At 65.1% G+C, this 25,692-nt stretch carries 25 protein-coding genes; all 25 read left to right on the top strand.

What is annotated here, in order from left to right:
- Positions 1-62: 62 nt before the first annotated feature.
- Positions 63-851 (top strand): TrmH family RNA methyltransferase, encoded by a 789-nt coding sequence (locus GT748_RS02365; RefSeq protein ID WP_044993618.1) that lies wholly within the window; start codon positions 63-65, stop codon positions 849-851.
- A complete protein-coding gene (locus tag GT748_RS02360) occupies positions 848-1,885 on the top strand; it encodes a DNA-processing protein DprA (protein WP_073260989.1) in 1,038 nt (345 codons plus the stop codon). Before GT748_RS02365 ends, GT748_RS02360 begins: the two co-directional genes overlap by 4 nt.
- A gap of 58 nt (positions 1,886-1,943) precedes the next feature.
- The gene (gene topA, locus GT748_RS02355) at positions 1,944-4,034 is read left to right on the top strand and encodes a type I DNA topoisomerase (protein ID WP_021659817.1); all 2,091 of its coding nucleotides are present in this window, start codon (positions 1,944-1,946) and stop codon (positions 4,032-4,034) included.
- Positions 4,031-5,353 carry a methylenetetrahydrofolate--tRNA-(uracil(54)-C(5))-methyltransferase (FADH(2)-oxidizing) TrmFO gene (trmFO, locus tag GT748_RS02350; RefSeq protein ID WP_021659816.1) on the top strand — a complete coding sequence of 441 codons (1,323 nt, stop codon included), beginning with the start codon at positions 4,031-4,033 and terminating at the stop codon, positions 5,351-5,353. Before topA ends, trmFO begins: the two co-directional genes overlap by 4 nt.
- A 17-nt stretch (positions 5,354-5,370) precedes the next feature.
- Complete coding sequence (plsX, locus tag GT748_RS02345) at positions 5,371-6,390, top strand: phosphate acyltransferase PlsX (protein ID WP_044992756.1); 1,020 nt, start codon at positions 5,371-5,373, stop codon at positions 6,388-6,390.
- On the top strand, positions 6,390-7,067 hold the full coding sequence (gene rnc / locus GT748_RS02340) for a ribonuclease III (protein WP_021659814.1): 678 nt from the start codon (positions 6,390-6,392) through the stop codon (positions 7,065-7,067). The genes plsX and rnc overlap by 1 nt, the downstream gene beginning before the upstream one ends.
- Positions 7,064-8,056 (top strand): elongator complex protein 3, encoded by a 993-nt coding sequence (locus tag GT748_RS02335; protein ID WP_021659813.1) that lies wholly within the window; start codon positions 7,064-7,066, stop codon positions 8,054-8,056. Before rnc ends, GT748_RS02335 begins: the two co-directional genes overlap by 4 nt.
- 4 nt (positions 8,057-8,060) lie before the next feature.
- Complete coding sequence (gene smc, locus GT748_RS02330) at positions 8,061-11,630, top strand: chromosome segregation protein SMC (protein ID WP_021659812.1); 3,570 nt, start codon at positions 8,061-8,063, stop codon at positions 11,628-11,630.
- Between the two features lie 48 nt (positions 11,631-11,678).
- On the top strand, positions 11,679-11,999 hold the full coding sequence (locus GT748_RS02325) for an MGMT family protein (protein ID WP_059004871.1): 321 nt from the start codon (positions 11,679-11,681) through the stop codon (positions 11,997-11,999).
- Positions 12,000-12,026: 27 nt separating this feature from the next.
- Complete coding sequence (gene ftsY / locus GT748_RS02320; RefSeq protein WP_021658461.1) at positions 12,027-12,938, top strand: signal recognition particle-docking protein FtsY; 912 nt, start codon at positions 12,027-12,029, stop codon at positions 12,936-12,938.
- Between the two features lie 35 nt (positions 12,939-12,973).
- Complete coding sequence (locus GT748_RS02315; RefSeq protein ID WP_021658460.1) at positions 12,974-13,561, top strand: XTP/dITP diphosphatase; 588 nt, start codon at positions 12,974-12,976, stop codon at positions 13,559-13,561.
- A gap of 47 nt (positions 13,562-13,608) precedes the next feature.
- Positions 13,609-13,896: a YhbY family RNA-binding protein gene (locus GT748_RS02310; RefSeq protein ID WP_059004873.1), complete on the top strand. Its 288-nt coding sequence runs from the start codon at positions 13,609-13,611 to the stop codon at positions 13,894-13,896.
- 22 nt (positions 13,897-13,918) lie between these two features.
- Positions 13,919-14,527 (top strand): nicotinate (nicotinamide) nucleotide adenylyltransferase, encoded by a 609-nt coding sequence (gene nadD, locus GT748_RS02305; RefSeq protein WP_021658458.1) that lies wholly within the window; start codon positions 13,919-13,921, stop codon positions 14,525-14,527.
- Entirely contained in the window at positions 14,524-15,090 is a 567-nt protein-coding gene (gene yqeK, locus GT748_RS02300; protein WP_021658457.1) for a bis(5'-nucleosyl)-tetraphosphatase (symmetrical) YqeK, read from the top strand. The genes nadD and yqeK overlap by 4 nt, the downstream gene beginning before the upstream one ends.
- Before the next feature lies 1 nt (position 15,091).
- Positions 15,092-16,225: an LCP family protein gene (locus GT748_RS02295; protein WP_021658456.1), complete on the top strand. Its 1,134-nt coding sequence runs from the start codon at positions 15,092-15,094 to the stop codon at positions 16,223-16,225.
- Positions 16,226-16,253: 28 nt separating this feature from the next.
- Entirely contained in the window at positions 16,254-16,607 is a 354-nt protein-coding gene (gene rsfS, locus GT748_RS02290) for a ribosome silencing factor (RefSeq protein WP_044991994.1), read from the top strand.
- A gap of 59 nt (positions 16,608-16,666) precedes the next feature.
- Positions 16,667-19,072, top strand: coding sequence for a leucine--tRNA ligase (gene leuS / locus GT748_RS02285; protein ID WP_044991993.1), 2,406 nt, complete (start codon positions 16,667-16,669; stop codon positions 19,070-19,072).
- Positions 19,073-19,313: 241 nt separating this feature from the next.
- The gene (rpsU, locus tag GT748_RS02280; RefSeq protein WP_021658453.1) at positions 19,314-19,496 is read left to right on the top strand and encodes a 30S ribosomal protein S21; all 183 of its coding nucleotides are present in this window, start codon (positions 19,314-19,316) and stop codon (positions 19,494-19,496) included.
- A 153-nt stretch (positions 19,497-19,649) separates the two neighbouring features.
- Complete coding sequence (locus GT748_RS02275) at positions 19,650-20,132, top strand: YqeG family HAD IIIA-type phosphatase (RefSeq protein ID WP_081692924.1); 483 nt, start codon at positions 19,650-19,652, stop codon at positions 20,130-20,132.
- A gap of 1 nt (position 20,133) precedes the next feature.
- Positions 20,134-20,991 carry a TIM barrel protein gene (locus GT748_RS02270; RefSeq protein ID WP_161213275.1) on the top strand — a complete coding sequence of 286 codons (858 nt, stop codon included), beginning with the start codon at positions 20,134-20,136 and terminating at the stop codon, positions 20,989-20,991.
- A gap of 51 nt (positions 20,992-21,042) precedes the next feature.
- Entirely contained in the window at positions 21,043-21,477 is a 435-nt protein-coding gene (gene aroQ / locus GT748_RS02265; RefSeq protein WP_021658450.1) for a type II 3-dehydroquinate dehydratase, read from the top strand.
- A 2-nt stretch (positions 21,478-21,479) separates the two neighbouring features.
- A complete protein-coding gene (locus tag GT748_RS02260; RefSeq protein WP_021658449.1) occupies positions 21,480-22,532 on the top strand; it encodes a M24 family metallopeptidase in 1,053 nt (350 codons plus the stop codon).
- Between the two features lie 87 nt (positions 22,533-22,619).
- Positions 22,620-23,177, top strand: coding sequence for an elongation factor P (gene efp / locus GT748_RS02255; RefSeq protein ID WP_021658448.1), 558 nt, complete (start codon positions 22,620-22,622; stop codon positions 23,175-23,177).
- A 60-nt stretch (positions 23,178-23,237) separates the two neighbouring features.
- The gene (locus GT748_RS02250) at positions 23,238-23,687 is read left to right on the top strand and encodes a CD1247 N-terminal domain-containing protein (protein ID WP_021658447.1); all 450 of its coding nucleotides are present in this window, start codon (positions 23,238-23,240) and stop codon (positions 23,685-23,687) included.
- Positions 23,688-23,974: 287 nt separating this feature from the next.
- Positions 23,975-24,622, top strand: coding sequence for a serine O-acetyltransferase EpsC (gene epsC / locus GT748_RS02245; RefSeq protein WP_021658446.1), 648 nt, complete (start codon positions 23,975-23,977; stop codon positions 24,620-24,622).
- The last annotated feature ends 1,070 nt before the right edge of the window (positions 24,623-25,692 follow it).

Below are 25,692 nucleotides of genomic sequence, written 5' to 3'. Positions count from 1 at the left end.
GGTCAAGCCATTTGACCGGGCGGTTTTCGTACCGCCGCGGGCGGCAAGAGGAGGAAACTGCCGTGTCAGAATACATCACCAGCCGGGACAATCCCCGCGTCAAGGCGATCTGCCGCCTGCGCTCGTCGGCCAAGGCCCGGCGGGAGGCGGGTCTCTTTCTCTGCGAGGGGGCCCGCCTCTGCGCTGAGGCCGCCGCCTCCGGCGCGGTGGAGAGCGCCTTTTTTACCGAAGAGGCCCGCACCCGCTGGCCCGACGTAGTCGCCGCCCTCGAGGAGGCGGCCCGATCGGCCTTCTGTGTCAGCGACGGGGTGATGGCCAAAATCAGCGGGGTCGAAAGCCCCCAGGGGGTGCTCGCCGCCTGCCGGGCAGGGCTGGTCCACCGCCGGCTGGGCCCCATCGACCCCGGCGGCCACTACCTCCTTCTAGACGGGGTGGCCGACCCGGGCAATCTGGGCACCATCGTCCGCAGCGGCTGCGCCTTTTCGGTCACCGGCATCATCGCCGGGGAGGGCGGGGCCGACTTTCTGGGCGACAAGGTGGTGCGGGGGGCCATGGGCGCCATCTTCAAGGTGCCGCTGACGGTGGTCCCCGACCTGGCCGAGGCGGTGGGGGAGCTGCAGGCCGCCGGGCTCCCCGTCTACGGCTCCGCCCTCCACCGGGAGAGCGTGCCGGTGGGGCAGATCGACTGGAAGTCCCCCTGCGCCCTGGTGGTAGGCAACGAGGGGGCGGGCATCTCCCCCCAGGTGGCCCAGCGGTGCGACAAACTGGTGGAGATCCCCATGGCGCCCGGCTGCGAATCCCTCAACGCCGGGGTGGCAGCCTCCCTCTTCCTGTGGGAGATGGCCCGTTGAATCCGGCCCTCTGGCTCTACCGGGGGCTGGGCCCGGCCACCCCCCGGCTAAAGGCGGCGCTGGCGCACTTTGGCTCCCCCGAAGCCGTCTGGCAGCGGGGGCGGGAGGACGGCTTTTTCACCGCGCGGGAGCGGGCGCGCCTCTTCTCCCGCGACCCGGCGGACGAGCCGCCCTTTTCCCACCGGGCCCTCTGCTGGGGCGGGGAGGACTACCCCGCCCGGCTGTCGGCGCTGCCCGACCCGCCGGGCTTTCTCCTCTGCGAGGGGGACCCGGCGGCCCTTGCGGGCCCGGCGGTGACGGTGGCCGGGTCCCGCACCCCCGACGCCTACGGCGCCGACTGTGCCCGCGCCTTTGGCAGGGCCCTGGCCCAAGGGGGCGCGGCGGTGGTGGCCGGGGTGGCCTACGGGGTGGACCAGGCCGCGCTGGAGGGGGCCCTCTCCGCCGGGGGAAGGGCGGTGGCCGTCCTCCCGGCGGGGTTTGGCCATCTGACCCCCGCCGGCTGCCGGGACCTCTGCGAACGGATCGCCCGCGCCGGGGGCGCGGTGGTGAGCGAACACCCCGACGACTGCCCGGTCACCCGCCAGGCCTACCACCAGAGGGCCCGGCTCCTGGCGGCGCTGGGGGACCGACTCTTTGTCCCCCAGTGCGCCCAGAAGAGCGGCGCCCACCTGGCGGCCGCCGCTGCCCGGGCCCTGCAAAAACCGGTCTACGCCCTGCCAGGGGATGTTCGCACCCCCTTTGCCGCCGGTTTTTGGCGGCTGTTGCAGGAAGGGGGACAGGTCTGCGTATATCCCCACCAGTTGCTGGACCATCCTCAAGGAGAGCCGGCCGCCCCGCCGCCCCCGCCGAGAGAAGTGCCGGCCGGCCCGGCCGGGGCGATCCTCGCCCTGCTGCACTCGGGCCCCGCCCCCCTCGAGGGGATCTTGGCCGGGGTGCAGGCCCCGCCCCCGGCGGTGCTGGCGGCGCTTTCAAAGCTGGAACTGGCCGGGCAGATCGCCCGGGGGGTGGACGGGCGCTACCGGAGGGTGCTATAATGAAGTATTCGCGGCGAGGGCCGTGTGAAACCCACTCGAAAAACGAGGAGTGAATGGATTGTCGAAACTGGTTATAGTGGAATCGCCTGCCAAGGCAAAGACCATTAAAAAATATCTGGGCCGGGGCTACAGCGTCGTGGCCTCCATGGGCCATGTGCGCGACCTGCCCAAAACCAAAATGGGGGTGGACTTCGAGCACGATTTTGCCCCCCAATACATCAACATCAAGGGCAAGGGCAAGCTGATCAACGAGCTGAAGGCCGCCGCCAAAAAGAGCGACAAGGTCTACCTGGCCAGCGACCCCGACCGGGAGGGGGAGGCCATCTCCTGGCACCTGGCGCAGATTTTGGGCCTGGATGTGAGCGAGCCCAACCGGGTCTCCTTCAACGAGATCACCAAGACCGGCATCCAAAACGGGATGAAGGCCCCCCGCACCATCGACATGGACCTCTTCAACGCCCAGCAGGCCCGGCGCATCCTCGACCGCATCGTCGGCTACAAGCTGAGCCCCTTTCTCTGGCGCAAGGTCCGCAAGGGCCTCTCCGCCGGCCGCGTCCAGTCGGTGGCGGTGCGGCTGATCGTCGACCGGGAAAAGGAGATCCGCGCCTTTGTCCCCACCGAGTACTGGAGCGTGGAGGCCCGCCACCGGGTCGAGGGCTCGCAGGCCGCCTTCTCCTCCAAGCTGGTGGGCAAGGGCGGCAAAAAGATCGAGATCCCCGACGAGGCGGCCGCCCAGGCCATCTACCAGGACATTGTCGGCAGGGAATTCGTCATCGACTCCATCAAGAAGGGCAGCCGCAAGCGCAACCCCTCGCCCCCCTTCACCACCTCCACCATGCAGCAGGAGGCCTCGCGCAAACTGGGCTTTCAGTCCCGGCGCACCATGCAGGCCGCCCAGCAGCTCTACGAGGGCATTGAGATCGAGGGGATGGGGGCCGTCGGCCTCATCACCTACATGAGGACCGATTCCCTGCGCATCTCCAAGGACGCCCAGGACGAGGCCACCGCCTTCATTGAAAAGCAGTACGGGAAGGACTACCTCCCCGAAAAGCCCCGGGCCTACTCGGCCCGCAAGGGGGCCAACACCCAGGACGCCCACGAGGCCATCCGCCCCACCATGCCCTCCCTGACCCCCATGCAGATCAAGGACTCCCTGAGCCCCGACCAGTACCGGCTCTACAGCCTCATCTGGAAGCGGTTCATCGCCAGCCAGATGGCCTCCTCCCTGCTGGACACGGTGACGGTCAACCTGCTGGTGGAGGGGTACAACTTCCGCGCCTCCGGCTTCACCGTCCGCTTCGACGGCTTCACCAAGGTCTACATCGAGGGGAAGGACACCGCCGAGGACGACGAGAAGTCCCTCCCCCCCATCCGCAAGGACTCGAAGATCCTCACCGACAAGATCGATTTGGGCCAGCACTTCACCGAGCCGCCCCCCCGCTACACCGAGGCCACCCTCATCAAGGCGATGGAGGAGAACGGCATCGGCCGCCCCAGCACCTACGCCCCCACCATCACCACCATTTTGGGCCGGGGCTATGTGGAGCGCCAGCAGAAGATGCTGGTCCCCACCAGTCTGGGGGAGGTGACCACCCAGCTGCTGGAAGAGCACTTTCAAAACATCGTCGACGTGAAGTTCACCGCGGGGATGGAGAGCAGCCTCGACGAGATCGAGGAGGGGAAGGCCGACTGGGTCAAGGTCCTGCACGCCTTTTACGGCGAGTTTGAGGAGACGCTGGACAAGGCGGAGAAGGCCATGGAGGGCACCCGCCTCAAGGTGCCCGACGAGGAGACCGACATCGTCTGCGAGCTCTGCGGGCGTAAGATGGTCATCAAGACCGGCCGCTACGGCAAGTTTTTGGCCTGCCCAGGATTCCCCGAGTGCAAAAACACCAAGGCCATCACCGTGGAGACCGGCGGGCTCTGCCCCCTCTGCGGCGGCAAGATGCTGGAGAAGAAATCCAAGCGGGGGCGGAAATTCTACGGCTGCGAGCACAACCCCAGCTGCTCCTTTATGACCTGGGACCTGCCCATCCCCGAGACCTGCCCCAAGTGCGGCGCCACCCTCTTTAAAAAGACCGGGCGGGACGCCAAGATCTACTGCGCCAAAGAGGGCTGTGGCTACGAGCGGGAGGACCGGGCAGAATGATTCGGGTCATCGGCGCCGGTCTGGCCGGCTGTGAGGCGGCCCTGCAGATCGCAGACGGGGGGGAGCGGGTGCTCCTCTGCGAGATGAAGCCGCAAAAATACACCCCCGCCCACCAGTACCCCGGCTTTGCCGAGCTCATCTGCTCCAACTCCCTGAAGGCCGAGCGGGTGGAGAGCGCCGCCGGGCTGCTCAAGGCCGAGATGCGGCTGCTGGGCTCGGTGGTCTGCCGGGCCGCCGACGAGACCCGGGTTCCCGCCGGGGGCGCCCTGGCGGTGGACCGGGTGCGGTTTTCCGATTTGATCACCGAGGCGGTGCGCCGCCACCCCAACATCGAGGTTGTGGAGGGGGAGGTCACCGCCATCGACCCGGACGAGTGGACCGTGGTCGCCTCGGGCCCCCTCACCTCCGACGCCCTGTCGGCGGCCATCGCCGATTTGATTGGGGAGGACTATCTCAGCTTTTACGACGCGGCGGCCCCCATCGTCACCGCCCAGTCCCTTGACCGGGACCGGGTCTTTGCCGCCGCCCGCTACGGCAGGGGGGATGCCGACTACCTCAACTGCCCCATGAACAAGGAGGAGTACGACGCCTTCATCGACGCCCTGGTGTCCGCCGAGCGGGCCCCCCTGCACGACTTTGAACAGGTGGGGGTCTACGAGGGCTGTATGCCGGTGGAGGTGATGGCCGCCCGTGGCCACGACACCCTGCGCTTTGGGCCGCTGCGGCCGGTGGGGCTGCGGGACCCGGCCACCGGCCACCGCCCCTGGGCGGTGGTGCAGCTGCGAAAAGAGGACGTGCAGGGCAGCCTCTACAACCTGGTGGGCTTTCAGACCAACCTCAAGTTCCCCGAGCAAAAGCGGGTGTTCTCGCTGATCCCCGGGCTGGAAAAGGCTGAATTCATGCGCTACGGGGTGATGCACCGCAACACCTTCCTCAACTCCCCCAAACTGCTGTGCCCCACCCTCTGCCTGCGGCGCCACCCCAAGGTCTTTTTTGCCGGGCAGATCACCGGCACCGAGGGCTATATCGAGAGCGCGGCCGGCGGCATCCTGGCGGGGAAAAACGCCCTTCGCGCCGCCCGGGGCCGGCCCCTGCTGGAACTGCCCCGCGACACCATGCTGGGGGCGCTGACCCACTATGTCAGCGACGGGGGGAACGCAGACTTTCAGCCCATGGGGGCCAACATGGGGGTATTGCCCCCGCTGGAAAATCGCGTCCGCGGCAAGCAGGAGCGCTACGGCGCCCTGGCGGCCCGCGCCCTTTGCAGCCTACGCGACTATCTGCGGGCGGCGGGCGAGGCCGAGGCCACACAGAGCTAGAGACGGGAGGAATGACCATGCGAATCATCTTTGACGCCATGGGCGGCGACAACGCCCCCGACGAGACCCTCAAGGGGGCCCGGCTGGCCCGGGACGAATACGGGGTGGAGATCACCCTGGTGGGGGACGAGCCCCTGCTCACCGAGCGGGCGGCCGCCCTGTCAATCGACCTGGCAGGGCTGGACATCCGCCACGCCCCCACCCAGATCTCCATGGAGGACGAGCCCACCGCCGTCTTGAAGGAGAAGGGCGACTGCTCCATGGCCGAGGGGCTGCGGATGCTCAAATCCGGCGAGGGGGACGCCTTTGTCTCCGCCGGGAACACCGGCGCCCTGGTGGTGGGGGCGACCATGATCGCCGGGCGGCTCAAGGGGATCAAGCGGGCGGCCCTCACCACCGTCATCCCCTCGGCCACCGGCGCCTATCTGCTGGCCGACGTGGGGGCCAACGCCGAGTGCCGCCCCGAGATGCTGGTGCAGTTCGGGGTGATGGGGTCGGCCTACATGGAGAAGATCATGGGGATCGCCGCCCCCAAGGTGGGGATCGCCAACATCGGAACCGAACCCCACAAGGGCACCTCCTTGCAGCAGGAGACCTACCGGCTGATGCAGGGCGCGCCCCTGCACTTCATCGGCAACGCCGAGGCGCGGGACATCCCCTTCGGGGTGGCCGACGTGGTGGTCTGCGACGGCTTTACCGGCAACATCATCCTCAAACTCACCGAGGGGCTGGCCAAGATGATGGCGGGCGAGGTGAAAAAGGTGATGTTCAAAAGCCCCCTCACCAAGCTGGGCGCCCTGACCATGGCCGGGGGGATGAAGGGTTTTAAGGACAAGATGGACTACTCGAAGTACGGCGGGGCCCCCCTGTTGGGGCTAAAAGCGCCGGTGATCAAGGCCCACGGCAGCTCGGGGGCCGAGGCGTTTCAAAACGCCATCCGCCAGGCCAAGACCATGGTGGAAAACGGGGTGATCTCCACCATCGAGACCGCCCTGGGCGAGATGCGGCAGAAGGCCGCCGAAGGGGGCGAGCAGTAATGGAAAAACTGGAGCGGACCCTGCACTACAGCTTTCTCGACAAGCAGCTCATCGAGACGGCCCTCACCCACTCCTCCTTTGCCAACGAGCGGGGGCCCGGCGTGCAGTACAACGAGCGGCTGGAGTTTTTGGGGGACGCGGTCCTCTCCATCGTGGTGAGCGACTACATCTTCAAAAACCTCACCGACATGCCCGAGGGGGAGCTGACCCGGGTGCGGGCCACCCTGGTCTGCGAGAAGTCCCTCTGCGACCTGGCGCGGGCCATCCACCTGGGGGACTACCTGCGCCTGGGCCGGGGGGAGGACCTCTCCGGCGGCCGGGACCGGCCCTCCATCCTGGCCGACGCCTTTGAGGCGGTGATCGCCGCCATCTACCTGGACGGGGGGATGGAAGCGGCCTCCGCCTTCATCCTGCGCAACATGTCCTCCCTCCTCTCCAACCGCACCTACACCCCCTTTGTGGACTACAAGACCCGCCTACAGGAGATCGTCCAGCAAAACCCCGAGGACCAGCTGGAATACCGCCTGGCGGGGGAGGAGGGGCCCGACCACGCCAAGATTTTCACCGTGCAGGTGATTTTGGACAACAACGTCTTCTCCACTGGCCGGGGCCGCAGCAAAAAGGCGGCCGAGCAGGACGCCGCCAAAGAGGCCTTGCGGCTGATGGGGGAAGAGTGAAACACGGCAACATCGGCCTCTTCATCCCCCACCTGGGCTGCCCCCAGCGGTGCAGTTTCTGCAACCAAAACCGCATCTCCGGGGCCGCCCGCGCCCCCTCCCCAGAGGAGGTGGCCCGGCTGCTCGAAGGGGCGGTGCGCGCCCCCGGCTTTGACGGGGCGCACTGCGAGATCGCCTTTTTCGGGGGCAGTTTCACCGCCGTCGACCCGGCCTACCGGGAGGCGCTGCTGGACGTGGCCGAGCCCTTTGTCCGCCGGGGACAGGCGGCGGGCATCCGCCTCTCCACCCGGCCCGATTGCCTAGACGGGCCGATGGCCCGCCATCTGGCCGCCCGCGGGGTCACCGCGGTGGAGCTGGGGGCCCAGTGCATGGACGACGGGGTGCTGGCGAAAAACCGGCGGGGCCACACGGCGGAGGATGTCCGTGCCGCCTGCCGGGCCGTCCGCGCCGCCGGGCTGGAACTGGGGCTGCAGATGATGACCGGCCTCCCCGGCGCCGATCGGGAGACCGACCGGCGCACCGCCGAGGCGTTTGTCGCCCTGGCCCCCGACACGGTGCGCATCTACCCCACCCTGGTGATGCGGGACACCGAACTCTGCGCGCTCTATGAAAAAGGCGCATACGCGCCCCTTTCGCTGGAAGAGGCGGTGGAACAGACCGCCGCGCTTCTGCGGCTTTTTGACAGCGCGCGCATCCGGGTCATCCGGGTGGGGCTGCACCCGGACGAGAGCCTGGCCAAGGGCTGGGTGGCGGGCCCCTTTCACCCGGCCTTTCGGGAACTCTGCGAGAGCAGGCGGTACGCCGCCCTGCTGGGCGAAGCGCTGGCCGGTCTCCCTGCCGGGGAGTACCGGCTGGGGGTGGCCCCGGGCCACGCCTCCAAGGCGGTGGGGCACCGGGGGGAAAACCGCCGGGCCCTGGCCGAGCGGGGGCAGCGCATCAAGGTATACGAAGACGGGGCGGTGGCGCCCTACACCATCCGGAGGATGTGAGAGTTTGTTTTTAAAGGCACTGGAAATTTACGGGTTCAAGTCCTTCCCGGACAAGACCCGGCTGGAATTTGACCACGGCTTCACCGCCGTGGTGGGGCCCAACGGCAGCGGCAAGAGCAACCTGTCCGACGCCATGCGCTGGGTGCTGGGCGAGCAGTCCAGCAAATCCCTGCGGGGGGCCAAGATGCAGGACGTCATCTTCGGCGGCACCCAGGCCCGCTCCCCCATGGGGTTTGCCCAGGTGGCCCTGGTCATCGACAACGCCGACGGGAAGCTGGCGGGCATGCAGGCCGAGGAGGTCACGGTGCTGCGCAAGCTCTACCGCTCGGGCGAGAGCGAGTACCGCATCAACGGCCAGGCCGTCCGCCTCAAGGACGTGCACGAGCTGTTCATGGACACCGGCCTGGGCAAGGACGGCTACTCCATCATCTCCCAGGGCAAAATTTCCGAAATCGTCAGCGCCAAGAGCGAACAGCGGCGGGAGATCTTTGAAGAGGCCGCCGGCATCGCCAAATACCGCTACAAGAAAAATGAGGCCGAGCGCAAGTTGGAGCGGGCAGAGGAAAACCTGCTGCGGCTGCGGGACATCCTGCAGGAGGTGGAGAGCCGCCTGGAGCCCCTGCGGGTGCAGAGCGAAAAGGCCAGCCAGTTTCTGCAACTGGCCGGGGAGCGGCGGCAGTTGGAGGTCTCCCTCTGGGTCTACACCCTGGCCAAATCGCGGCAGCTGCTGCGCCAGCAGGAGGACAAGCTCCTCCTGGCCCAGCGGGACTTTGAGACCATGCAGCAGAAGATCGACGACATGGACCAGAAAAATGAGGAGCTCTACCGGCAGATGAACCGCTGCGCCTCGGAAATCGAGGAGGTCAACGCCGACATCGCCGAGCTGGGCGCCCAGATCAACCAGAACGAGGCCAGCGTGCTGGTGCTGCAAAACGAGCAGAAGCACGCCGGCGAAGAGGTGGAGCGCCACCGGCGGGAGCTGGAGGACCTGGCCCGCCGGGGGGAGGACATCGACCAGAAGATCGCCGACAAGCAGGCCCTCATCGAGAAGAGCCGCGCCCTGGCCGCCCAGCGGGAGCGGGAGATTGTCGAGCGGGAGGAGACCCTCTCCGGGCTGGTGGTGCAAAACTCCTCCACCCAGGAGCGGGTGGAGGAGCTGACGTCCGCCCTCTCGGGCTACTCGGTGGAACTCAGCGAAATCAAGGTGCGGCTGCACGCCGGGGCCGACAACCGGGCCCGTTCCCAGGCCGTTTTACAGGACCTGGGGGAGAAGAGGGAGCTCTTGACCGGCGAGATGCAGAAGGCCGAGGCCGAAAGGAAAGAGGTCGCCCAGCAGCTCGAACAGGTGGTGGAACAGCTGACCTCCGCCCAGAACACCAAGGACGGCTACGCCCTCAAGTGGGAGAGCCGCCAGCAGCAGCACCGCCGGGCGAAAGAGGAGCTGGACCGCCTGCGGGCCGCCTGCACCGACGCCCAGAACAAGATGAAGGTCCTGCAGGACCTGAAGGACAACATGGAGGGCTTTGCCTACAGTGTCAAAAAGGTGACCCTCTCGGCCAAGGAGGGAAAGCTGCGGGGCATTTTGGGCCCGGTGGCCACCCTGCTCAAGGTCGAGCGCGCCTATGCCACCGCCATTGAGGTGGCCCTGGGGGCCGCCGCCCAGAACATCGTCTGCCAGGATGAGGGGGCAGCCAAGGCGGCCATCCAATTTTTGAAACAGCAGCGGGGGGGCAGGGCCACCTTCCTCCCCCTGACGGTCATCCGCGGCCGCTCGCTCAGCGAGCGGGGGCTGGACGACTGGGACGGCTACGTGGGGGTCGCCAGCGAGCTGGTGGACTGCGACGATCGGTTGCGCCCCATCGCCGAAAACCTGTTGGGCCGCACCGCCGTAGTGGAGGATCTGGACACCGCTGTGGCCCTGGCCAAGGCCTTTGGCTACCGTTTTAAGGTGGTCACCCTCGACGGCCAGGTGGTCAACGCCGGGGGCAGCCTCACCGGCGGCTCCCTCTCCAAGACCACCGGCGTCTTCTCCCGCGAGAGCGAACTCACCGCCCTGCGGGAGGGGGCGGCCAAACAGCAGGCCCGCCTGGCCGAACTGATCGGGGAGGAGCGGGAGCTGCGGGAGGAGCTGGCCCGGCTGCAGGCGGTGATGGAGGGCGCCCAGAGCGAGCTCATCACCGCCGGGCAGGACAAGATCCGCTGCGAGGGCGAGCTGGCCCGCATCGGCCAGTACCTCGAGCAGGCGGGCAGCCAGTTGGAGGGGCTGGAGCGGGACGCCCTCGCCCAGCGCACCTACCTGGAGAAGTTGGAGGGGGAGATGGACGCCCTGCTTACCGAGCAGGAGCAGACCACCGCCCTCTACCAGAAACTCGACGGCGAGCTGGCCGCCCTCTCCACCTCCGCCAAGGCCTTTACCGACGCCCGGCAGGCCATCCTCGACGAGATCGCCGAGCAGAAGATGGAGATTGCCGGACTGCAGAAGGACACCCTGGTCTGGGGGGAGGAGATCATCTCCCTGCAGCAGACCAAGCTGGGCAGCAGCAAGCAGAGAGAGGAGATCCTCGCCCAGATCGAGGCGGCCAAGGCCCGCAGCGAGAAGATCGACCGGGACATCGCCGAGCTGGCCGAGCAAAACAGCGACCTCATGGGGCGGATCGCCGAGCGCCGCGCCGCCATCCACCAGATCTCCCAGCGCCGCCAGTCCCTGGAACAGGAGGCGGTGCAAAACCGCCAGGAGCAAAAGTCCATCCAGTCCGACAAGGACGGGGTGGCCAGGGAGCTGGCCCGGCTGGAGGAGCGCAAGCAGACCATGCAGCAGGACTACGACAAGATCGTGGCCGACCTCTACGACCAGTACGAGCTGACCCGCAGCCAGGCCGAGCAGGAGGCCCGCCCCCTGGAGGACGAGGGGGAGGCCAAGCGCCGCCTGGCCTCCCTCAAGGGGAAGATGCGGGCCCTGGGCTCGGTCAACCTGGACGCCATCGAGGAGTACCGGGCCGAGAAGGAGCGGTTTTCCTTCATGAGCGCCCAGATCGCGGATGTGGAGGAGAGCAAGAACAGCCTGCACAAGCTGATCGCCGCCCTCACCAAGGAGATGATCGCCCGCTTTGAGGAGAACTTCTCCCAAATCAACCGCCACTTCAGCCGCATCTTCGTCGACCTCTTTGGCGGGGGGAAGGCGGCCCTCAGCCTCACCGACCCGGAAAACGTCCTCGAGTCGGGCATCGACATCCAGGTGGCCCCGCCGGGGAAGATCATCAACAACCTCCAATCCCTCTCCGGCGGCGAGCAGGCCTTTGTGGCCATCGCCATCTACTTCGCCATCCTCACCGTCCACCCGTCGCCCTTTTGCATCCTCGACGAGATCGAGGCCGCCCTGGACGACGTGAACGTCAACAAGTACGCCGCCTACTTGCGCACCATGTCGGGGGAGACCCAGTTCATCTGCATCACCCACCGCCGCGGCACCATGGAGGAGGCGGACGTCCTCTACGGCGTCACCATGCAGGAGGAGGGGGTCTCCAAGCTGCTGAAGCTGGACGTCTCCGAGGTGGGGTCCGAATTTGTGAACTAGCCGGCGGCTTTTTCCCCGGGAAATACATACCATAAAAGGGGTGGGCAGATGAACTTTTACCAGACCGTCTACGCCCTGGCCCGACAGATCCCCCGGGGCCGGGTGGCCACCTACGGCCAGCTGGCCTTTCTCGCCGGCAGCCCCCGGGCCTCGCGGGTGGTGGGCGGCGCCATGCGCCGCTGCCCCGCGGGCGCCGGCGTCCCCTGCCACCGGGTGGTGGGGAGAGACGGCCGCCTGGCGCCGGAGGGGACCTTTGGCCCCTTGGACGAACAGCGCCTCCTGCTGGAGGCGGAGGGGGTCGAAATCACCCCCGACCGGCGGGTGGACCTGCAGAGATACCGCTGGGATGGTACCCTGAAGACCGAATGAGTGCAACCGCTTGAGAGGAGGCGCAGCATGGGGCTGTTTGACAAATTTAAAAAGGGGCTACAAAAGACCCGGGATTCCTTTGCCGGGGCCCTGGGCGGCATTGCCGCCAGCTTTACCAAAATCGACGAGGACCTCTTCGAGGAGATTGAAGAGACCCTCATCATGGCCGACGTGGGGGTGGACACCTCCCTCAAGATCGTGGAGAAACTGCGGGAGGCCGTCAAGCGCGACCGGGTCACCGACCCCAAGGAGATCCGCCGCTACCTGAAGGGGGTCCTGTTGGACATCCTCCAGGGCGACACCGCTTTGGAGATCACCACCAAGCCCACGGTGCTGCTGGTCATCGGGGTCAACGGGGTGGGCAAGACCACCACCATCGGCAAGTTGGCCGCCCTGCTCAAAAACCAGGGGCACACGGTGCTTTTGAGCGCGGCCGACACCTTCCGCGCCGCGGCCATCGACCAGCTGCAAGTCTGGGGGCAGCGCAGCGGCTGCGACGTCATCGCCCACCAGGAGGGGAGCGACCCCGCCGCCGTCATCTACGACGGGGTGGCCGCCGCCAAGGCCCGGGGGGTGGACGTCCTCATCTGCGACACCGCCGGGCGGCTGCACAACAAGAAAAACCTCATGGACGAACTGGCCAAGATCAACCGGGTCATCGACCGGGAGGCCGCCGACAGCAAGAAGGAGACCTTCTTGGTGCTCGACGCCACCACCGGCCAGAACGGGGTCAACCAGGCCAAGCAGTTTATGGAGGTCACCGACCTGACCGGCATCGTCCTCACCAAGCTCGACGGCACCGCCAAGGGCGGGGTGGTGGTGGCCATCAAGGACCAGTTGGGCCTGCCGGTGCGGTACATCGGGGTGGGGGAGCAGGTCGACGACCTGCAGCCCTTTGACGCCCAGACCTTTGTGGACGCCCTCTTCTGCGAGGAGTAGCGCCCCAGACGACAACAAATAGGAGGACAGAGGCTGTGAAATTGCTCATCGCCACCAACAACGACAAAAAGGTGCGGGAATTCCACCGCATCCTGGAGCCCTACGGGGTGGAGTGCGTCTCTTTGAAGGAGGCCGGCATCCGCCAGGAGATCGAGGAGACCGGCACCACCTTTGAAGAGAACTCCCGCATCAAGGCCCAGACCATCTGCGATCTGACCGGTCTGCCGGCGGTGGCCGACGACAGCGGCCTGTCGGTGGACTGCTTGGACGGCGCGCCGGGGGTCTACTCGGCCCGCTACGCCGGGGAAAACGCCACCGACGACGAGAATGTGGACAAACTGCTGGCGGCCCTCCAAGACGTCCCCGACGAGGGGCGCACCGCCCGCTTTGTCAGCGTCATCACCATTGTCTTCCCCGACGGGCGCAGCTTTCACACCCGGGGCGAGTGCGTGGGGAAGATCGCCCACCAGCGCATCGGCTACAACGGCTTTGGCTACGACCCCATCTTCCAGGTGGGGGAGGGGCGGAGCTTTGCCAGCATCCCCCCCGAGGAGAAGGACGCCATGAGCCACCGGGGCAAGGCCCTGCGGCTCTTTGTGGAAGAGCTGAAAAAGTACCTGTGAGCCGTGCCGCCGGCCCGGCCCGTGAGAGATAGAGAGGAACTGCGACCATGTTGACAAGCAAACAGAGAGCGTATTTGAAGGGCCGCGCCAACGGCCTGGACACCATCGTCCAAATCGGCAAGAACGGGGTCGAGCCGGCGGTCACCAAGCAGGTGGCCGACGCCCTGGCCTCCCGGGAGCTGATCAAGGGCCGGGTGCTGGAAAACAGCCCCTACACCCCCCGCGAGGCGGCGGCCGAGCTGGCCGAGTACACAAAGAGCGAGGTGGTGCAGGTCATCGGCACCAAGTTCGTCCTCTTCAAGCAGAAGAAAAAGGACTCCGCCTACACCCTGTAAGGCGAGGGAGGACGCGAGCGAGATGGATACGGCGATTTTTGGCGGCACTTTCAACCCGCCCCACCGGGGGCACACCCTGCTGGTGGGGGCCATCTGCCGGGCGCTGGGCCTTGCGCGCTGCGTTGTGGTGCCCACCTTTCAGCCCCCCCACAAGGCCCCGGCGGCGGGGGCCAGCCCCGCCCAGCGGCTGGAGATGGCCGCCCTCTGCGACTGGGGGGTCCCGGTGGAGATCAGCGACGTGGAATTGCGCCGGGGCGGGCGGAGTTACACCTTCGACACCCTGGCGGAGTTCCACCGCCGCTGGCCCGAAGACCGGCTCTTCTTCCTCATGGGCAGCGACATGCTCTTGAGTTTTCGCCAGTGGCACCGCTACCGGGAACTGCTGGGGATGGCGGCCTTCTGCGTGGCCCCGCGGCGGGAGGATGACCGCGCCGCCCTGCAGGGGGCGGCCGACTCCCTGCGGGCCGAGGGAGGGACCTTCCTGCTGGTGGACGCCCCCCCGCTGGAGGTCTCCTCTACCTGGCTGCGGGCCCGGCTTGCGGCCGGGGAGGACGTGTCGGACTATTTGGACCCGGCGGTGTTGCGCTACATCGAGGAGCGCCGCCTCTACCGAGGGGAGGATGGAAAGTGAACCCCTATAAACCCTACCGCGAGTACGTCAAGGCCCACCTCTCCGACGAGCGCTACCGCCACACCAAAAACGTGGTGGAGCAGGCCGGTGCCCTGGCGCGGCGCCACGGGGCCGACGAGGATGTCTGTCTGCGGGCGGCCTGGCTGCACGACTGCATGAAGGAGGAAAGCCTGGACACTTTGTTGCATTGGTGCAGAGAGTTTGCTATAATAAACAATGCCTTGGCCCGCAGCAGCCGCGCGCTGCTGCACGGGCCGGCGGCGGCAGCTTTTGCCAGGGAGCACTTCGGCATCACCGATGCCCGGGTGCTCGACGCCATCTTCTATCACACCACCGGCCGGCCCAACATGTCGGCGGAGGAGGAGATCGTCTTTCTGGCGGACATGACCGGCCCCGAGCGGACCTTCGCCGGGGTGGAGCAGCTGCGACAGCTCTGTTTTACCGATTTAAACCGCGCTATGGCCTGGGCCCTGCAGAACAATTTGATCTACCTGGCCCAGAGGGGCCGCCCCATCTTCGAGGGGTCGGTCACGGCGTATAACCACTACATCGAGGGAGAGTAACATGGCAAAGAGGATGCGGGAAACCCCCCACAAAGGCAAGAAGACCGGCAACAGAAAAAAGAAGATCGCGCTCATCGTCACCACGGTGGTTTTGGCCCTGGTGGTAGCGGGGGGAACGGCGGTGTACGTGCTGCTGCACTCCAACCTTTTCGGCGGCGCGGACATGTCTGAATACGGCAACTCGCAGGCGGTGCAGGAGAAGTCGGTGAACATCCTCATCGTCGGCACCGACAACGACACCTCCCGCCCCGAATACGCCGACCACGAACTCACCGACGTCATCATGGTGGTCAACTTCAATATGGAGGACGGGACCGCCCACATCCTACAGATCCCGCGGGACACCTACGTGGGCGACGACATCCCCTCGGGCAAGATCAACGCCGTCTTCTCCCGCGGGGAGAACAAGGACAAGCACATCCTCAACCTGGTCAACTACATCACCACCCAGTACCAGCTGCCCATCGACCACTACATCACCATCACCATGCAGACCTTCATCGACGCGGTGGACGCCATCGGCGGCATCGAGATGAACGTCCCCTACGACGTGACCATCGTCGACGAGGGACTTGAAATCAAAGCCGGCCAGCAGACCCTGAGCGGCCAGCAGGCCCAGTGCTTTGTCCGCTCCCGCGAACTCTACGCCGAGGGCGACCTGGGCCGGGTCAAGGCCCAGCGGCTCTTCATCGCCGCGGGGATGGAGAAGATTACCAAGCTCTCCACCAACGAGATGATCAAGCTGGTGGGGCTGTGCTACGACAAGGTCGAGACCGACCTGACCGGCGCCGACATCCTGAACTACGCCCAGAAGGCATCCAAGCTGGACCTCTCGCAAGTCGAGATGTACATGGTGCCCGGCGAACCCGCCTACTCCAAGGCGGGGCTGTCCATCTACTCGGTGCACAAAGAGGAGCTGGCAAACCTCCTCAACGAGAAGTTTCGCCCCCACACCGAGGCGGTGCCGGCTGAAAAGCTGACCTGCCCCGAGGTGGCCAACTCCTCCTCCTGGTACGACAAAAACGGCAACACCATCGACGATCTGTTGGGCGGGGCCAAGCCGGGCAAAGACACCATTTCCGGCAAGGAGAGCAGCAGTTCGGCCGCCTCCTCCAGCGCCACCAGCGGCGAGTAAAGACCAATTGATGAAAAGGGAGCAGAGAATGACTGCAAGAGAGATCGCCGCACTGGCTGTGCAGGCGCTAGAAGACAAAAAAGCCGGGGACATCAAGGCCCTCGACATCTCCACGGTGTCCACCCTGGGGGACTACTTCGTCCTCTGCGAGGGCACCAGCACCACCCAGGTGAAGGCCCTGGCCGACCAGGTGGATTTCTTCCTGGGACAAAACGGGGTGGAGCCGGACCGGATCGAGGGCTACCAGTCCGCCGGGTGGATCGTCTTGGACTACGGCGACGTGATCGTCCACGTCTTCCACAAGGAGTCCCGCGAGTTCTACGGGCTCGAGCGGCTCTGGGCCGACGGCAAGCCGGTGGCCATTGACGAACTGAAAAAATAAGGCAGCCAAAAGCCGCGGGAGACCGCGGCCTTTGGGGCGTTTTGAGGGAGGATACAGTTTTGAGCTACGATTTCAAACAGATCGAAAAGAAATGGCAGGATCGGTGGGACGAGGAGAATGTCTTTGCCGCCACCACCGACTTTTCCAAACCCAAGTTTTACCCCCTGGTGGAGTTCCCCTACCCCTCGGGGCAGGGCCTGCACGTGGGGCACCCCCGCAGCTACACCGCGCTGGACATCGTGGCGCGCAAGCGCCGGCTGGAGGGGTACAATGTCCTCTACCCCATGGGGTGGGACGCCTTTGGCCTGCCCACCGAGAACTACGCCCTCAAAACCGGCATCCACCCCGAGATCGTCACGGCCAAAAACATCGCCCACTTCAAAGAGCAGCTCAAGTCCCTGGGCCTCTCCTTTGACTGGAACCGGGAGGTGAACACCACCGACCCCAGCTACTACAAGTGGACCCAGTGGATCTTCCTGCAACTGTACAAGCGGGGGCTGGCCTACAAAAAGGAGATGGCCGTCAACTTCTGCACCTCCTGCAAGGTGGTGCTGGCCAACGAAGAGGTGGTCGGCGGCGTCTGCGAGCGCTGCGGGGGCGAGGTCATCCGCCAGGTCAAGAGCCAGTGGATGCTGAAGATCACCGAGTACGCCCAGCGGCTGATCGACGATCTGGAAGAGGTCAACTACATCGACCGGGTCAAGAGCTCCCAAATCAACTGGATCGGCCGCTCCACCGGCGCCGAGGTGGACTTCACCACCACCGCCGGCGAGAAGCTCACCGTCTACACCACCCGCCCCGACACCCTGTTCGGGGCCACCTATATGGTCCTCTCCCCCGAGCACCCCTACATCGACCAGTGGGCCGGGCAGATCACCAACATGCCTGCGCTGCTGGAGTACCGCGAGAAGGCGGCCCGCAAGTCCGACTTTGAGCGCACCGAGATGCAAAAGGAGAAGACCGGCGTCGAGATCGAGGGGGTGCGGGCCATCAACCCGGCCAGCGGCAAGGAGATCCCCATCTTCATCTCCGACTACGTGCTCATGAGTTACGGCACCGGCGCCATCATGGCGGTGCCCGCCCACGACACCCGCGACTACGACTTCGCCAAGGCCTTCGACCTGCCCATCGTCGAGGTGGTGGCCGGCGGCGACGTGGAGAAAGAGGCGTTCACCGACTGCGCCACCGGGGTGATGGTCAACTCCGGCTTCCTGGACGGAATGAAGGTGGAGGAGGCCAAGAAGGCCATCATCGCCTGGCTGGAAAAAGAGGGCAAAGGCCACCCCAAGGTCAACTTCAAGCTGCGCGACTGGGTCTTCAGCCGCCAGCGCTACTGGGGCGAGCCCATCCCCATGGTCTACTGTGAGAAGTGCGGCTGGGTGCCGCTGCCCGAGTCCGAACTGCCCCTGAAACTGCCCGAGGTGGCCGACTTCCACCAGACCGAGGACGGGCAGTCCCCCCTGGCCAAGCTCGACGACTGGGTCAACACCACCTGCCCCCACTGCGGCGGACCCGCCAAGCGGGAGACCGACACTATGCCCCAGTGGGCGGGTTCCTCCTGGTACTTCCTGCGCTACTGCGACCCCCACAACGATCAGGAGATCGCCAGCAAAGAGGCGCTGGAGTACTGGCTGCCGGTGGACTGGTACAACGGGGGGATGGAGCACACCACCCTGCACCTGCTCTACTCCCGCTTCTGGCACAAGTTCCTCTACGACATCGGGGTGGTCCCCACCAAGGAGCCCTACGCCAAGCGCACCAGCCACGGCATGATTCTGGGCGAGAACGGGGAGAAGATGTCCAAGTCCCGCGGCAACGTGGTCAACCCCGACGACATCGTCGACCAGTACGGGGCCGACACCATGCGGCTGTACGAGATGTTCATCGGCGACTTTGAGAAGGCCGCCCCCTGGAGCGCCGACTCCATCAAGGGCTGCAGCCGGTTTTTAGACCGGGTCTGGGGGCTCTCCAAGCTGCTCATCCCGGGCGAGGGCTACTCCAAAGAGCTGGAGGTCAGCTTCCACAAGACCATCAAAAAGGTGACCGAGGACATCGAAAACCTCAAGTTCAACACCGCCATCGCCGCCATGATGGCCCTCATCAACGAGATCTACGCCAAGAAGGGGATCACCAAGGACGAGCTGCACGACTTCCTGGTCATCCTCAACCCCTTCGCCCCCCACCTCACCGAGGAGATGTACGAGAAGCACGGCTTTGGCCTCATGTTGGCCAAGGAGAAGTGGCCGCTCTTCGACGAGAGCAAGTGCGTCGACGAGACGGTGGAGCTGGCGGTGCAGGTCAACGGCAAGGTGCGGGCCAAGATCGTGGTGCCGGTCAACTGCGACAAGGAGACCGCCATCCAGATCGCCAAGGACAACGCCGCCATCGCCGAGGCGCTGGTGGGGAAGATGCCCATCCGCGAGATCTACGTCCCCGGCCGGCTGGTGAATATCGTCATCAAATAGGGAGTTTTTTGCTGGAAACCGTTTGCTTTTTGAATTTTTCCAACTTGCCCCCTGCAAGCTATTGACAGCCCTTGGCAGGGCATTGTATAATAGTCTCTGTTATACAAGTTGCGCCTGCCGGTACAACTTGTAGCGGCCAGGTCCACGGGTGAGAGCCCTGGGCGGCGGCATCTTACGGGGCGGTCCCTGCGGGGGCGCGGCGCCGTAAACTCCTGCCGCATGGCGGAGGGAGGGGAAGTAAATGTCGGAAATTCGCGTCAAAGACAATGAGAGCTTGGACAACGCGCTGCGGCGGTTCAAACGCCAGTGCGCCAAATCGGGTGTCTTGCAGGAGGTTCGCAAACGTGAGCACTACGAGAAGCCCTCTGTAAAACGCAAAAAGAAATCCGAAGCGGCTCGCAAGCGCAAATTCAAAAAGAGATAAGCTTGCAGGTCCATCGGGCATGGCGAACAAAAGATAAAAGCGGGCTTTGCAGCCCGCTTTTTCATTTGCCGGCTTCAATTTCTTTGCAATTTTGAAACAATTTTTTGAGATACTAAAGGGGTGGCCGTAGCCGCCCAAAGGGGGAGCGAGCAGGTGCTGAGACCGGACTACATGCAAAAGAGCGTGCAGGGGGTGACCCTGCAATTTCTGAAGGCCGCCGGCATCGGCGGGCTGATCGTCGACATCGACAACACCCTTGCCAAACACGACGACCCCACCCCGGCGCCGGGGGCGCGCGAATGGGTCGAGGCCATGCGGGCGGGGGGGATCAAACTCTGCATCATCTCCAACAACGGGGAGGAGCGGGTGCGCCCCTTTGCCCAGCTGTTGGGCCTGCCCTATGTCCACAGCGCCAAAAAGCCCCTGCCGAAGAGTTACCGCCGGGCGGTGGCGCTGCTGGGGCTGCCCCGGGAGGCCTGCGCCATGGTGGGCGACCAGCTCTTCACCGACATGCTGGGGGGAAATATCGCCGGGGTCAAGACCATTTTGGTCAACCCCATCGACGGGCAGGAGCTGGCGCAGATCCAGTTCAAGCGCAAGCTGGAACGGCTGTTCATCAAGCGGGAGGAGGACTGAAATGGCGGCAAAATTCGGCCCGGCGGGCAATTCCCAGAGCTTTAAAGACCAGGGGTACAAGGCCACCATCCAGGCCCCCGGCTATGTGGAGAAGATGGGCCTTGACTGCTACGAGTACCAGTGCGGCCACGGGGTGCGCATCAGCCCCGAGGCGGCGGCTGCCTTTGGCAAAAAGGCGGTGGAGCACGGCATCTCCCTCTCCCTGCACGCCCCCTATTACATCTCCCTCTCCTCGGTGGAGGAGGAGAAGCGCCAGAAGTCGGTGGAGTACATCCTCCAGAGCGTCCGCGCCGCCGCCGGCATGGGGGCCGACCGGGTGGTGGTCCACTCCGGCTCCTGCTCGAAAATCAGCAGGGAGGAGGCCCTGGCCCTGGCCGGCGATACCCTGCAGCGGGCCCTGGCGGCCATGGACGAGGAGGGGTTGGGCCATGTCCACCTCTGCCCCGAGACCATGGGGAAGATCAACCAGTTGGGCACCCTGGACGAGGTGCTCTCCCTCTGCTGTCTCGACGAGCGGCTGATCCCCTGTATCGACTTTGGCCACCTCAACGCCCGCACCCTGGGCGGCATCGCCCAGAAGAGCGATTACGAGGCCATCCTGCTGGCGGTGGGGGAGCGGCTGGGCGACGGGCGGATGAAGGGATTTCACGCTCACTTCTCCAAGATCCAGTACACCGAAAAGGGGGGCGAAAAGGTCCACCTGACCTTTGCCGACACCGTCTACGGTCCCGCCTATGAGCCGCTGATGGAGCTCATCTGCCAGTACGGCTGCAGCCCCACCTTCATCTGCGAGTCCGCTGGCACCCAGGCCGAGGACGCCCGCACCATGAAAGACTACTACCGCTCCCTGCAGGGGTAAAGCGCTGTCCCGCCCCGCCGGGGCGGAGAAAATAAAGAGGGGTGGATCCACGTGAAAAAGACCATTGCCATCATCAACGGGCCCAACATGAACCTTTTGGGGGTGCGGGAGCCGGGCCACTACGGGCTGGAAAATTTGCAGACCGTGGAGGAGTCCTGCCGCCAAAAATGTGCCGAGCTGGGGCTTTCCTGCATCTGTTTTCAGGCAAACGGCGAGGGCGAGCTCATCGACTTCATCCACCGGGGACTGACCGACTTTCAGGGGATCGTCATCAACCCCGGCGCCTACACCCATTACAGCTACGCCATCCGCGACGCCCTGGCCGCCGTCAAGCTGCCGGCGGTGGAGGTGCACATCTCCAACGTCCACCAGCGGGAGGAGTTTCGCCACCGCTCGGTGACCGCCCCGGTCTGCGTGGGCCAAATCTGTGGCCTGGGCACCCAGGGCTATTTGCTGGCCATCGAGGCCCTGGCGGGGAGGGTGTAGCCATGCGCGTCTGTGAACTGCTGCCCCAGGGCATTGACGCCGCCCTGGTGGACGATGAGAAAAACCGCCAGTACCTCACCGGGGTCCGCTCCTCGGCGGGCACCGTCGTCGTCACCCGGGAGGAGACCTACCTGATCATCGACTTCCGCTATATCGAGATGGCCCGGGCCGCCGCGCGGGATTGCCAGGTGCTCTTACAGGACAAACTCTACGCCCAGATCGGCGAGCTGTTTGCCCGGCACGGGGTCCGGTCCTACGGGGTGATGGACTCTCTCTGCTCCCTGTCAAAGGCCCGCGGGTGGATGGAGAAACTCCCCGCCCAGCTGGTGGACGGCAGCGGCTTTGAAGAGGTGCTGGGCGGCCTGCGGATGCGCAAGAGCGCCGCCGAGATCTCCAAGATAAAGGCTGCCCAGGCCCTCACCGACGAGGGGTTCCAGCACATTCTCGGCCACATCGCCCCGGGAAAGACCGAGCGGGAGATCGCCCTAGAGATGGAGTTTTTCATCCGCCGCCAGGGGGCCGAAGGGGTCTCCTTCGACTTCATCGTGGTGGGGGGGCAAAACTCCTCCAAGCCCCACGGGGTGCCGGGGGACTACGTGCTGCAGACGGGTGATTTCCTCACCATGGACTTTGGCTGCACGGTGGACGGCTACTGCAGCGACATGACCCGCACCGTGGCCCTGGGAAAAGTCAGCGAAAAACAGCGCCAGATCTACGACATCGTCCTCAAGGCCAACGAGATCGGCATTGCCGCCGCCCAGGCGGGCGTTATCTGCGAGGAGGTGGACCGGGCCAGCCGGGACTACATCGCCTCCTTTGGTTACGGGGCCCAATTCGGCCACGGCCTGGGCCACGGGGTGGGGCTGGACATCCACGAGGAACCCCGCTTTTCGCCCGGCTGTAAGACCGCCCTTGAAGAGGGGATGGTCATCACCGTGGAGCCGGGCATCTACCTGCCCGGCGAGTTCGGGGTGCGCATCGAGGACATGGTGGTCATCACCTCCCAGGGGACCGAGGACATCACCCGCTCCCCCAAGGAGCTGCTCCTCCTCTAAACCCCGGCGCCAGGCCGAAAAAGAACTTGAAAAATAGACGGTGATAGGATAGAATGGATAAGAACTAATGATTTGGAGGATGGACCCATGATTTCTGCGGGAGATTTTCGCAACGGAGTTACTTTTGAGATGGACGGCACCGTCGTGCAGGTAGTGGAATTTCAGCACGTAAAACCCGGCAAGGGGGCCGCTTTCGTCCGCACTAAAATTAAAAACGTCATCACCGGTGGGGTTTTGGAGAAGACCTTCAACCCCAACGACAAATACCCCACCGCCTTTATCGACCGGCGGGACATGCAGTACCTGTACAACGACGGCGACCTCTACTACTTCATGGACGAGGAGACCTATGAGCAGCTGCCCATCAACAAGTCTATCCTCAGCGACAACTTCAAGTTTGTCAAAGAGAACACCGTGGTCAAGGTGCTGTCCTACAAGGGCAACGTCTTTGGCGTCGAGCCCCCCTTCTTTGTCGAGCTGGAGATCACCAAGACCGACCCCGGCTTCAAGGGCAACACCGCCACCAACACCTTGAAAGAGGCCACTCTGGAGACCGGCGCCGAGATCCGCGTCCCCCTCTTCCTCAGCGAGGGCGACCGCATCCGCATCGACACCCGCACCGGCGAGTACATGGAGAGAGCGTAGGACAGAACCACTCTGCCCGCCCGCCCTTTCCCCAATTGATTTGAATAGGAGAGACAAGCTATGACCATCGGCGAAAAAGTATCCTACCTGAAGGGCCTCATCGAGGGGCTGGACATCGACAAGGGCAAGAAGGAGTCCAAGATCATCCTGGCGATGGTCGACATCATCGAGGACCTGGCCCTGACTGTCGACGACATCGAGGAAGACCTGGACGAAGTGATGGACTTTGTGGAAGAGCTGGACGAGGATCTCTCCGATGTGGAGGACGACCTCTACGGCGATGAAGATGACGACGATGATGACTGTTGCTGCGATGAGCCCATGTACGAAGTGACCTGCCCCACCTGCGGCGAGACCATCTATGTCGACGAGGACACCCTGACCGACGTGGGTTCCATGCCCTGCCCCAACTGTGGCGAGGAGCTGGAACTGGACACCGACTTCGCCTTTGACGACGAAGAGGAGTGCGGCTGCTGTGATTGCGGCTGCGACCACGAAGAGAAGGAGTAGCTCCCTTCAAGCGACTGCGATCGAGAGCCGCCCGGTGTGTGCCGGGCGGCTCTCTTTTTCTTTTTGCCGGGTGGCGTCGGCCCGGCATACACTGTACAAGCGGCCGCGAAAGGCCGCAGAGAGGAGGGGAGACCCTGTGATGAGCGCACTGACTGCCCGCACAAAAAAGCGGCGCAAGGGGTTCCCTCTTCGCCGCCCCTGGGGGCGATGTCTCCGCCCGTGACAGCCGCCGTTCAACCGGCCGCCGCCTGTTCGGCGCGGCCCGCTGCCACAGGAGGAAGATCCCATTGAAATGGCTTGAAGACGCCCGCTCCATCCTAAAAAAAGACCCCGCCGCCAGAAGTCTGGCCGAGGTCGTTTTGCTCTACCCCGGCTACCACGCCCTATTGTGGTACCGGCTCGCCCACCGCCTCTACCGGCGGAAACACTTCTTTCTCGCCCGGCTGCTGAGCCAGCTGGGGCGGAGTTTTACCGGCATCGAGATCCACCCCGGGGCCCAGATCGGCCGCGGCCTCTTTATCGACCACGGGGCCGGGGTGGTCATCGGCGAGACCGCCGTGGTGGGGGACAACTGCACCATCTACCACGGGGTCACCCTGGGGGGCACCGGCAAGGGGGAGGGCAAACGCCACCCCACTGTGGGCAACGACGTGTTGCTGGGGGCCGGTGTCAAGGTGCTGGGCCCCATCGAGATCGGGGACGGCAGCCGCATCGGCGCGGGCAGCGTGGTGCTGCGCCCGGTACCCGCCGGGGCCACCGCCATTGGCATTCCCGCCGCGGTGGTCCGCCAAAACGGCCGCCGGGTCGATCCGCCCGCCAGCGAGACCCTCAACCAGCGGGACTACCCCGATTTGCTGCACAACCAGCTGGCCCACCTGGCCCGCCGACTCGACCGATTGGAAGGGGAGTGCGGCCGGGGGAGGAGTGCCCGCTGACCGGCTGTTCTACTCCAAATGCCGTCGCCGACGATTTGGTTGGGGATGCCCACGACCTGCTCATGGTCGCTGATCGACCGCCACAGGGCCAGGAACCCACAGCCGGCCGGCACTGGTTGCCCCCCTCCGCGGGACAGACAAATGGGATCCTTTGCCCCACAAGTGGGTGTTCCGTCCGCGGGCGAAGGAGAGTGCCTTGCAAAAGGGCACCCCTTTGCCCTGCGTTGCAGGGCCGAGACGGAGGGGACGGTTCACCAGTCAGTGGGCCATCTGGGCGCTGCCCTCGGCGATTTTGCGGTGTATCGACGAACCCAGCCGCCGGAGCTGTTTGGTTGGGCCTTAGCCCGCTGTGTCCCTCTGCCCCGGTACAAAAAGAGAGGTGTAGACTGGCAGGAGGACAGAAAGATGCTTTTCACCCCTTTGCTGCCCGCAAGAGAGATTGGCAATGCACCTCTGTCCAATAGGAAAAAAGGGAGACCGCGTGGCCGGTCGATCGACCGCCTAGACGCTGCCCTCGGCGATCCTGCAACTGTGGCGACGGCTTGCCCATCGAAGCTCTTCGACCGAGTTTCGGCCTGCGGATGCCCTTTGTACCAATACAAAAAAGGCATAGAGGGACAGCAGAGCAGAACGGAAAGATGCTTCCCGCCCCTTTTCTGCCCGCAAAAAGGGCCTGGCAGATCAGCGGCCGGGCCTTGGTCGCGCCAAAGTCGATGCTGCTCGACTGGCGGCGGTGCATGACCAGAACGAGAAAGCAGTATGGCTGTCAGGCAAAGAGTGGTAACAGGCCGGTCAACGGGCCGCCTGGGCGCTGCCCCCGGCAATCCCGCGGTCGTGTCTGCGGCCCGGCCACCAAAGCCGTGCGGGGCCGGGTTTTGGCCCGCCGGTACCCCTCTGTCCCAATGCAAAAGGGAGGATGTAGAGGGGCAGCGGCGCAAAAGGGGAAGATGATTTCCACCCCCCTTGTCGCCCGCAAAAGGAGCAGACAAAGGGCCTGCCTGGTGGGGGAAAAGAAGCAAGTTTGCATCCGTAACCCATTCCCGAAAAAAGAGAAGGGGGGGCGCCCCCGC

Origin of the sequence: Bittarella massiliensis (ex Durand et al. 2017) (assembly GCF_009876955.1) — a bacterium.
GTDB lineage: Bacteria > Bacillota > Clostridia > Oscillospirales > Ruminococcaceae > Bittarella > Bittarella massiliensis.
The sequence above is the reverse complement of the archived record's forward strand: the minus strand, read 5'-3'. Positions and strand labels throughout refer to the sequence as shown.

Bases quoted from the DNA above. Each gene is read 5' to 3' on its own strand.
- trmFO (WP_021659816.1), top strand. From the start codon at position 4,031: ATGATTCGGGTCATCGGCGCCGGTCTGGCCGGCTGTGAGGCGGCCCTG.
- plsX (WP_044992756.1), top strand. From the start codon at position 5,371: ATGCGAATCATCTTTGACGCCATGGGCGGCGACAACGCCCCCGACGAG.
- rnc (WP_021659814.1), top strand. From the start codon at position 6,390: ATGGAAAAACTGGAGCGGACCCTGCACTACAGCTTTCTCGACAAGCAG.
- GT748_RS02325 (WP_059004871.1), top strand. From the start codon at position 11,679: ATGAACTTTTACCAGACCGTCTACGCCCTGGCCCGACAGATCCCCCGG.
- ftsY (WP_021658461.1), top strand. From the start codon at position 12,027: ATGGGGCTGTTTGACAAATTTAAAAAGGGGCTACAAAAGACCCGGGAT.
- GT748_RS02310 (WP_059004873.1), top strand. From the start codon at position 13,609: ATGTTGACAAGCAAACAGAGAGCGTATTTGAAGGGCCGCGCCAACGGC.
- nadD (WP_021658458.1), top strand. From the start codon at position 13,919: ATGGATACGGCGATTTTTGGCGGCACTTTCAACCCGCCCCACCGGGGG.
- GT748_RS02295 (WP_021658456.1), top strand. From the start codon at position 15,092: ATGGCAAAGAGGATGCGGGAAACCCCCCACAAAGGCAAGAAGACCGGC.
- rsfS (WP_044991994.1), top strand. From the start codon at position 16,254: ATGACTGCAAGAGAGATCGCCGCACTGGCTGTGCAGGCGCTAGAAGAC.
- rpsU (WP_021658453.1), top strand. From the start codon at position 19,314: ATGTCGGAAATTCGCGTCAAAGACAATGAGAGCTTGGACAACGCGCTG.
- GT748_RS02270 (WP_161213275.1), top strand. From the start codon at position 20,134: ATGGCGGCAAAATTCGGCCCGGCGGGCAATTCCCAGAGCTTTAAAGAC.
- GT748_RS02260 (WP_021658449.1), top strand. From the start codon at position 21,480: ATGCGCGTCTGTGAACTGCTGCCCCAGGGCATTGACGCCGCCCTGGTG.
- efp (WP_021658448.1), top strand. From the start codon at position 22,620: ATGATTTCTGCGGGAGATTTTCGCAACGGAGTTACTTTTGAGATGGAC.
- GT748_RS02250 (WP_021658447.1), top strand. From the start codon at position 23,238: ATGACCATCGGCGAAAAAGTATCCTACCTGAAGGGCCTCATCGAGGGG.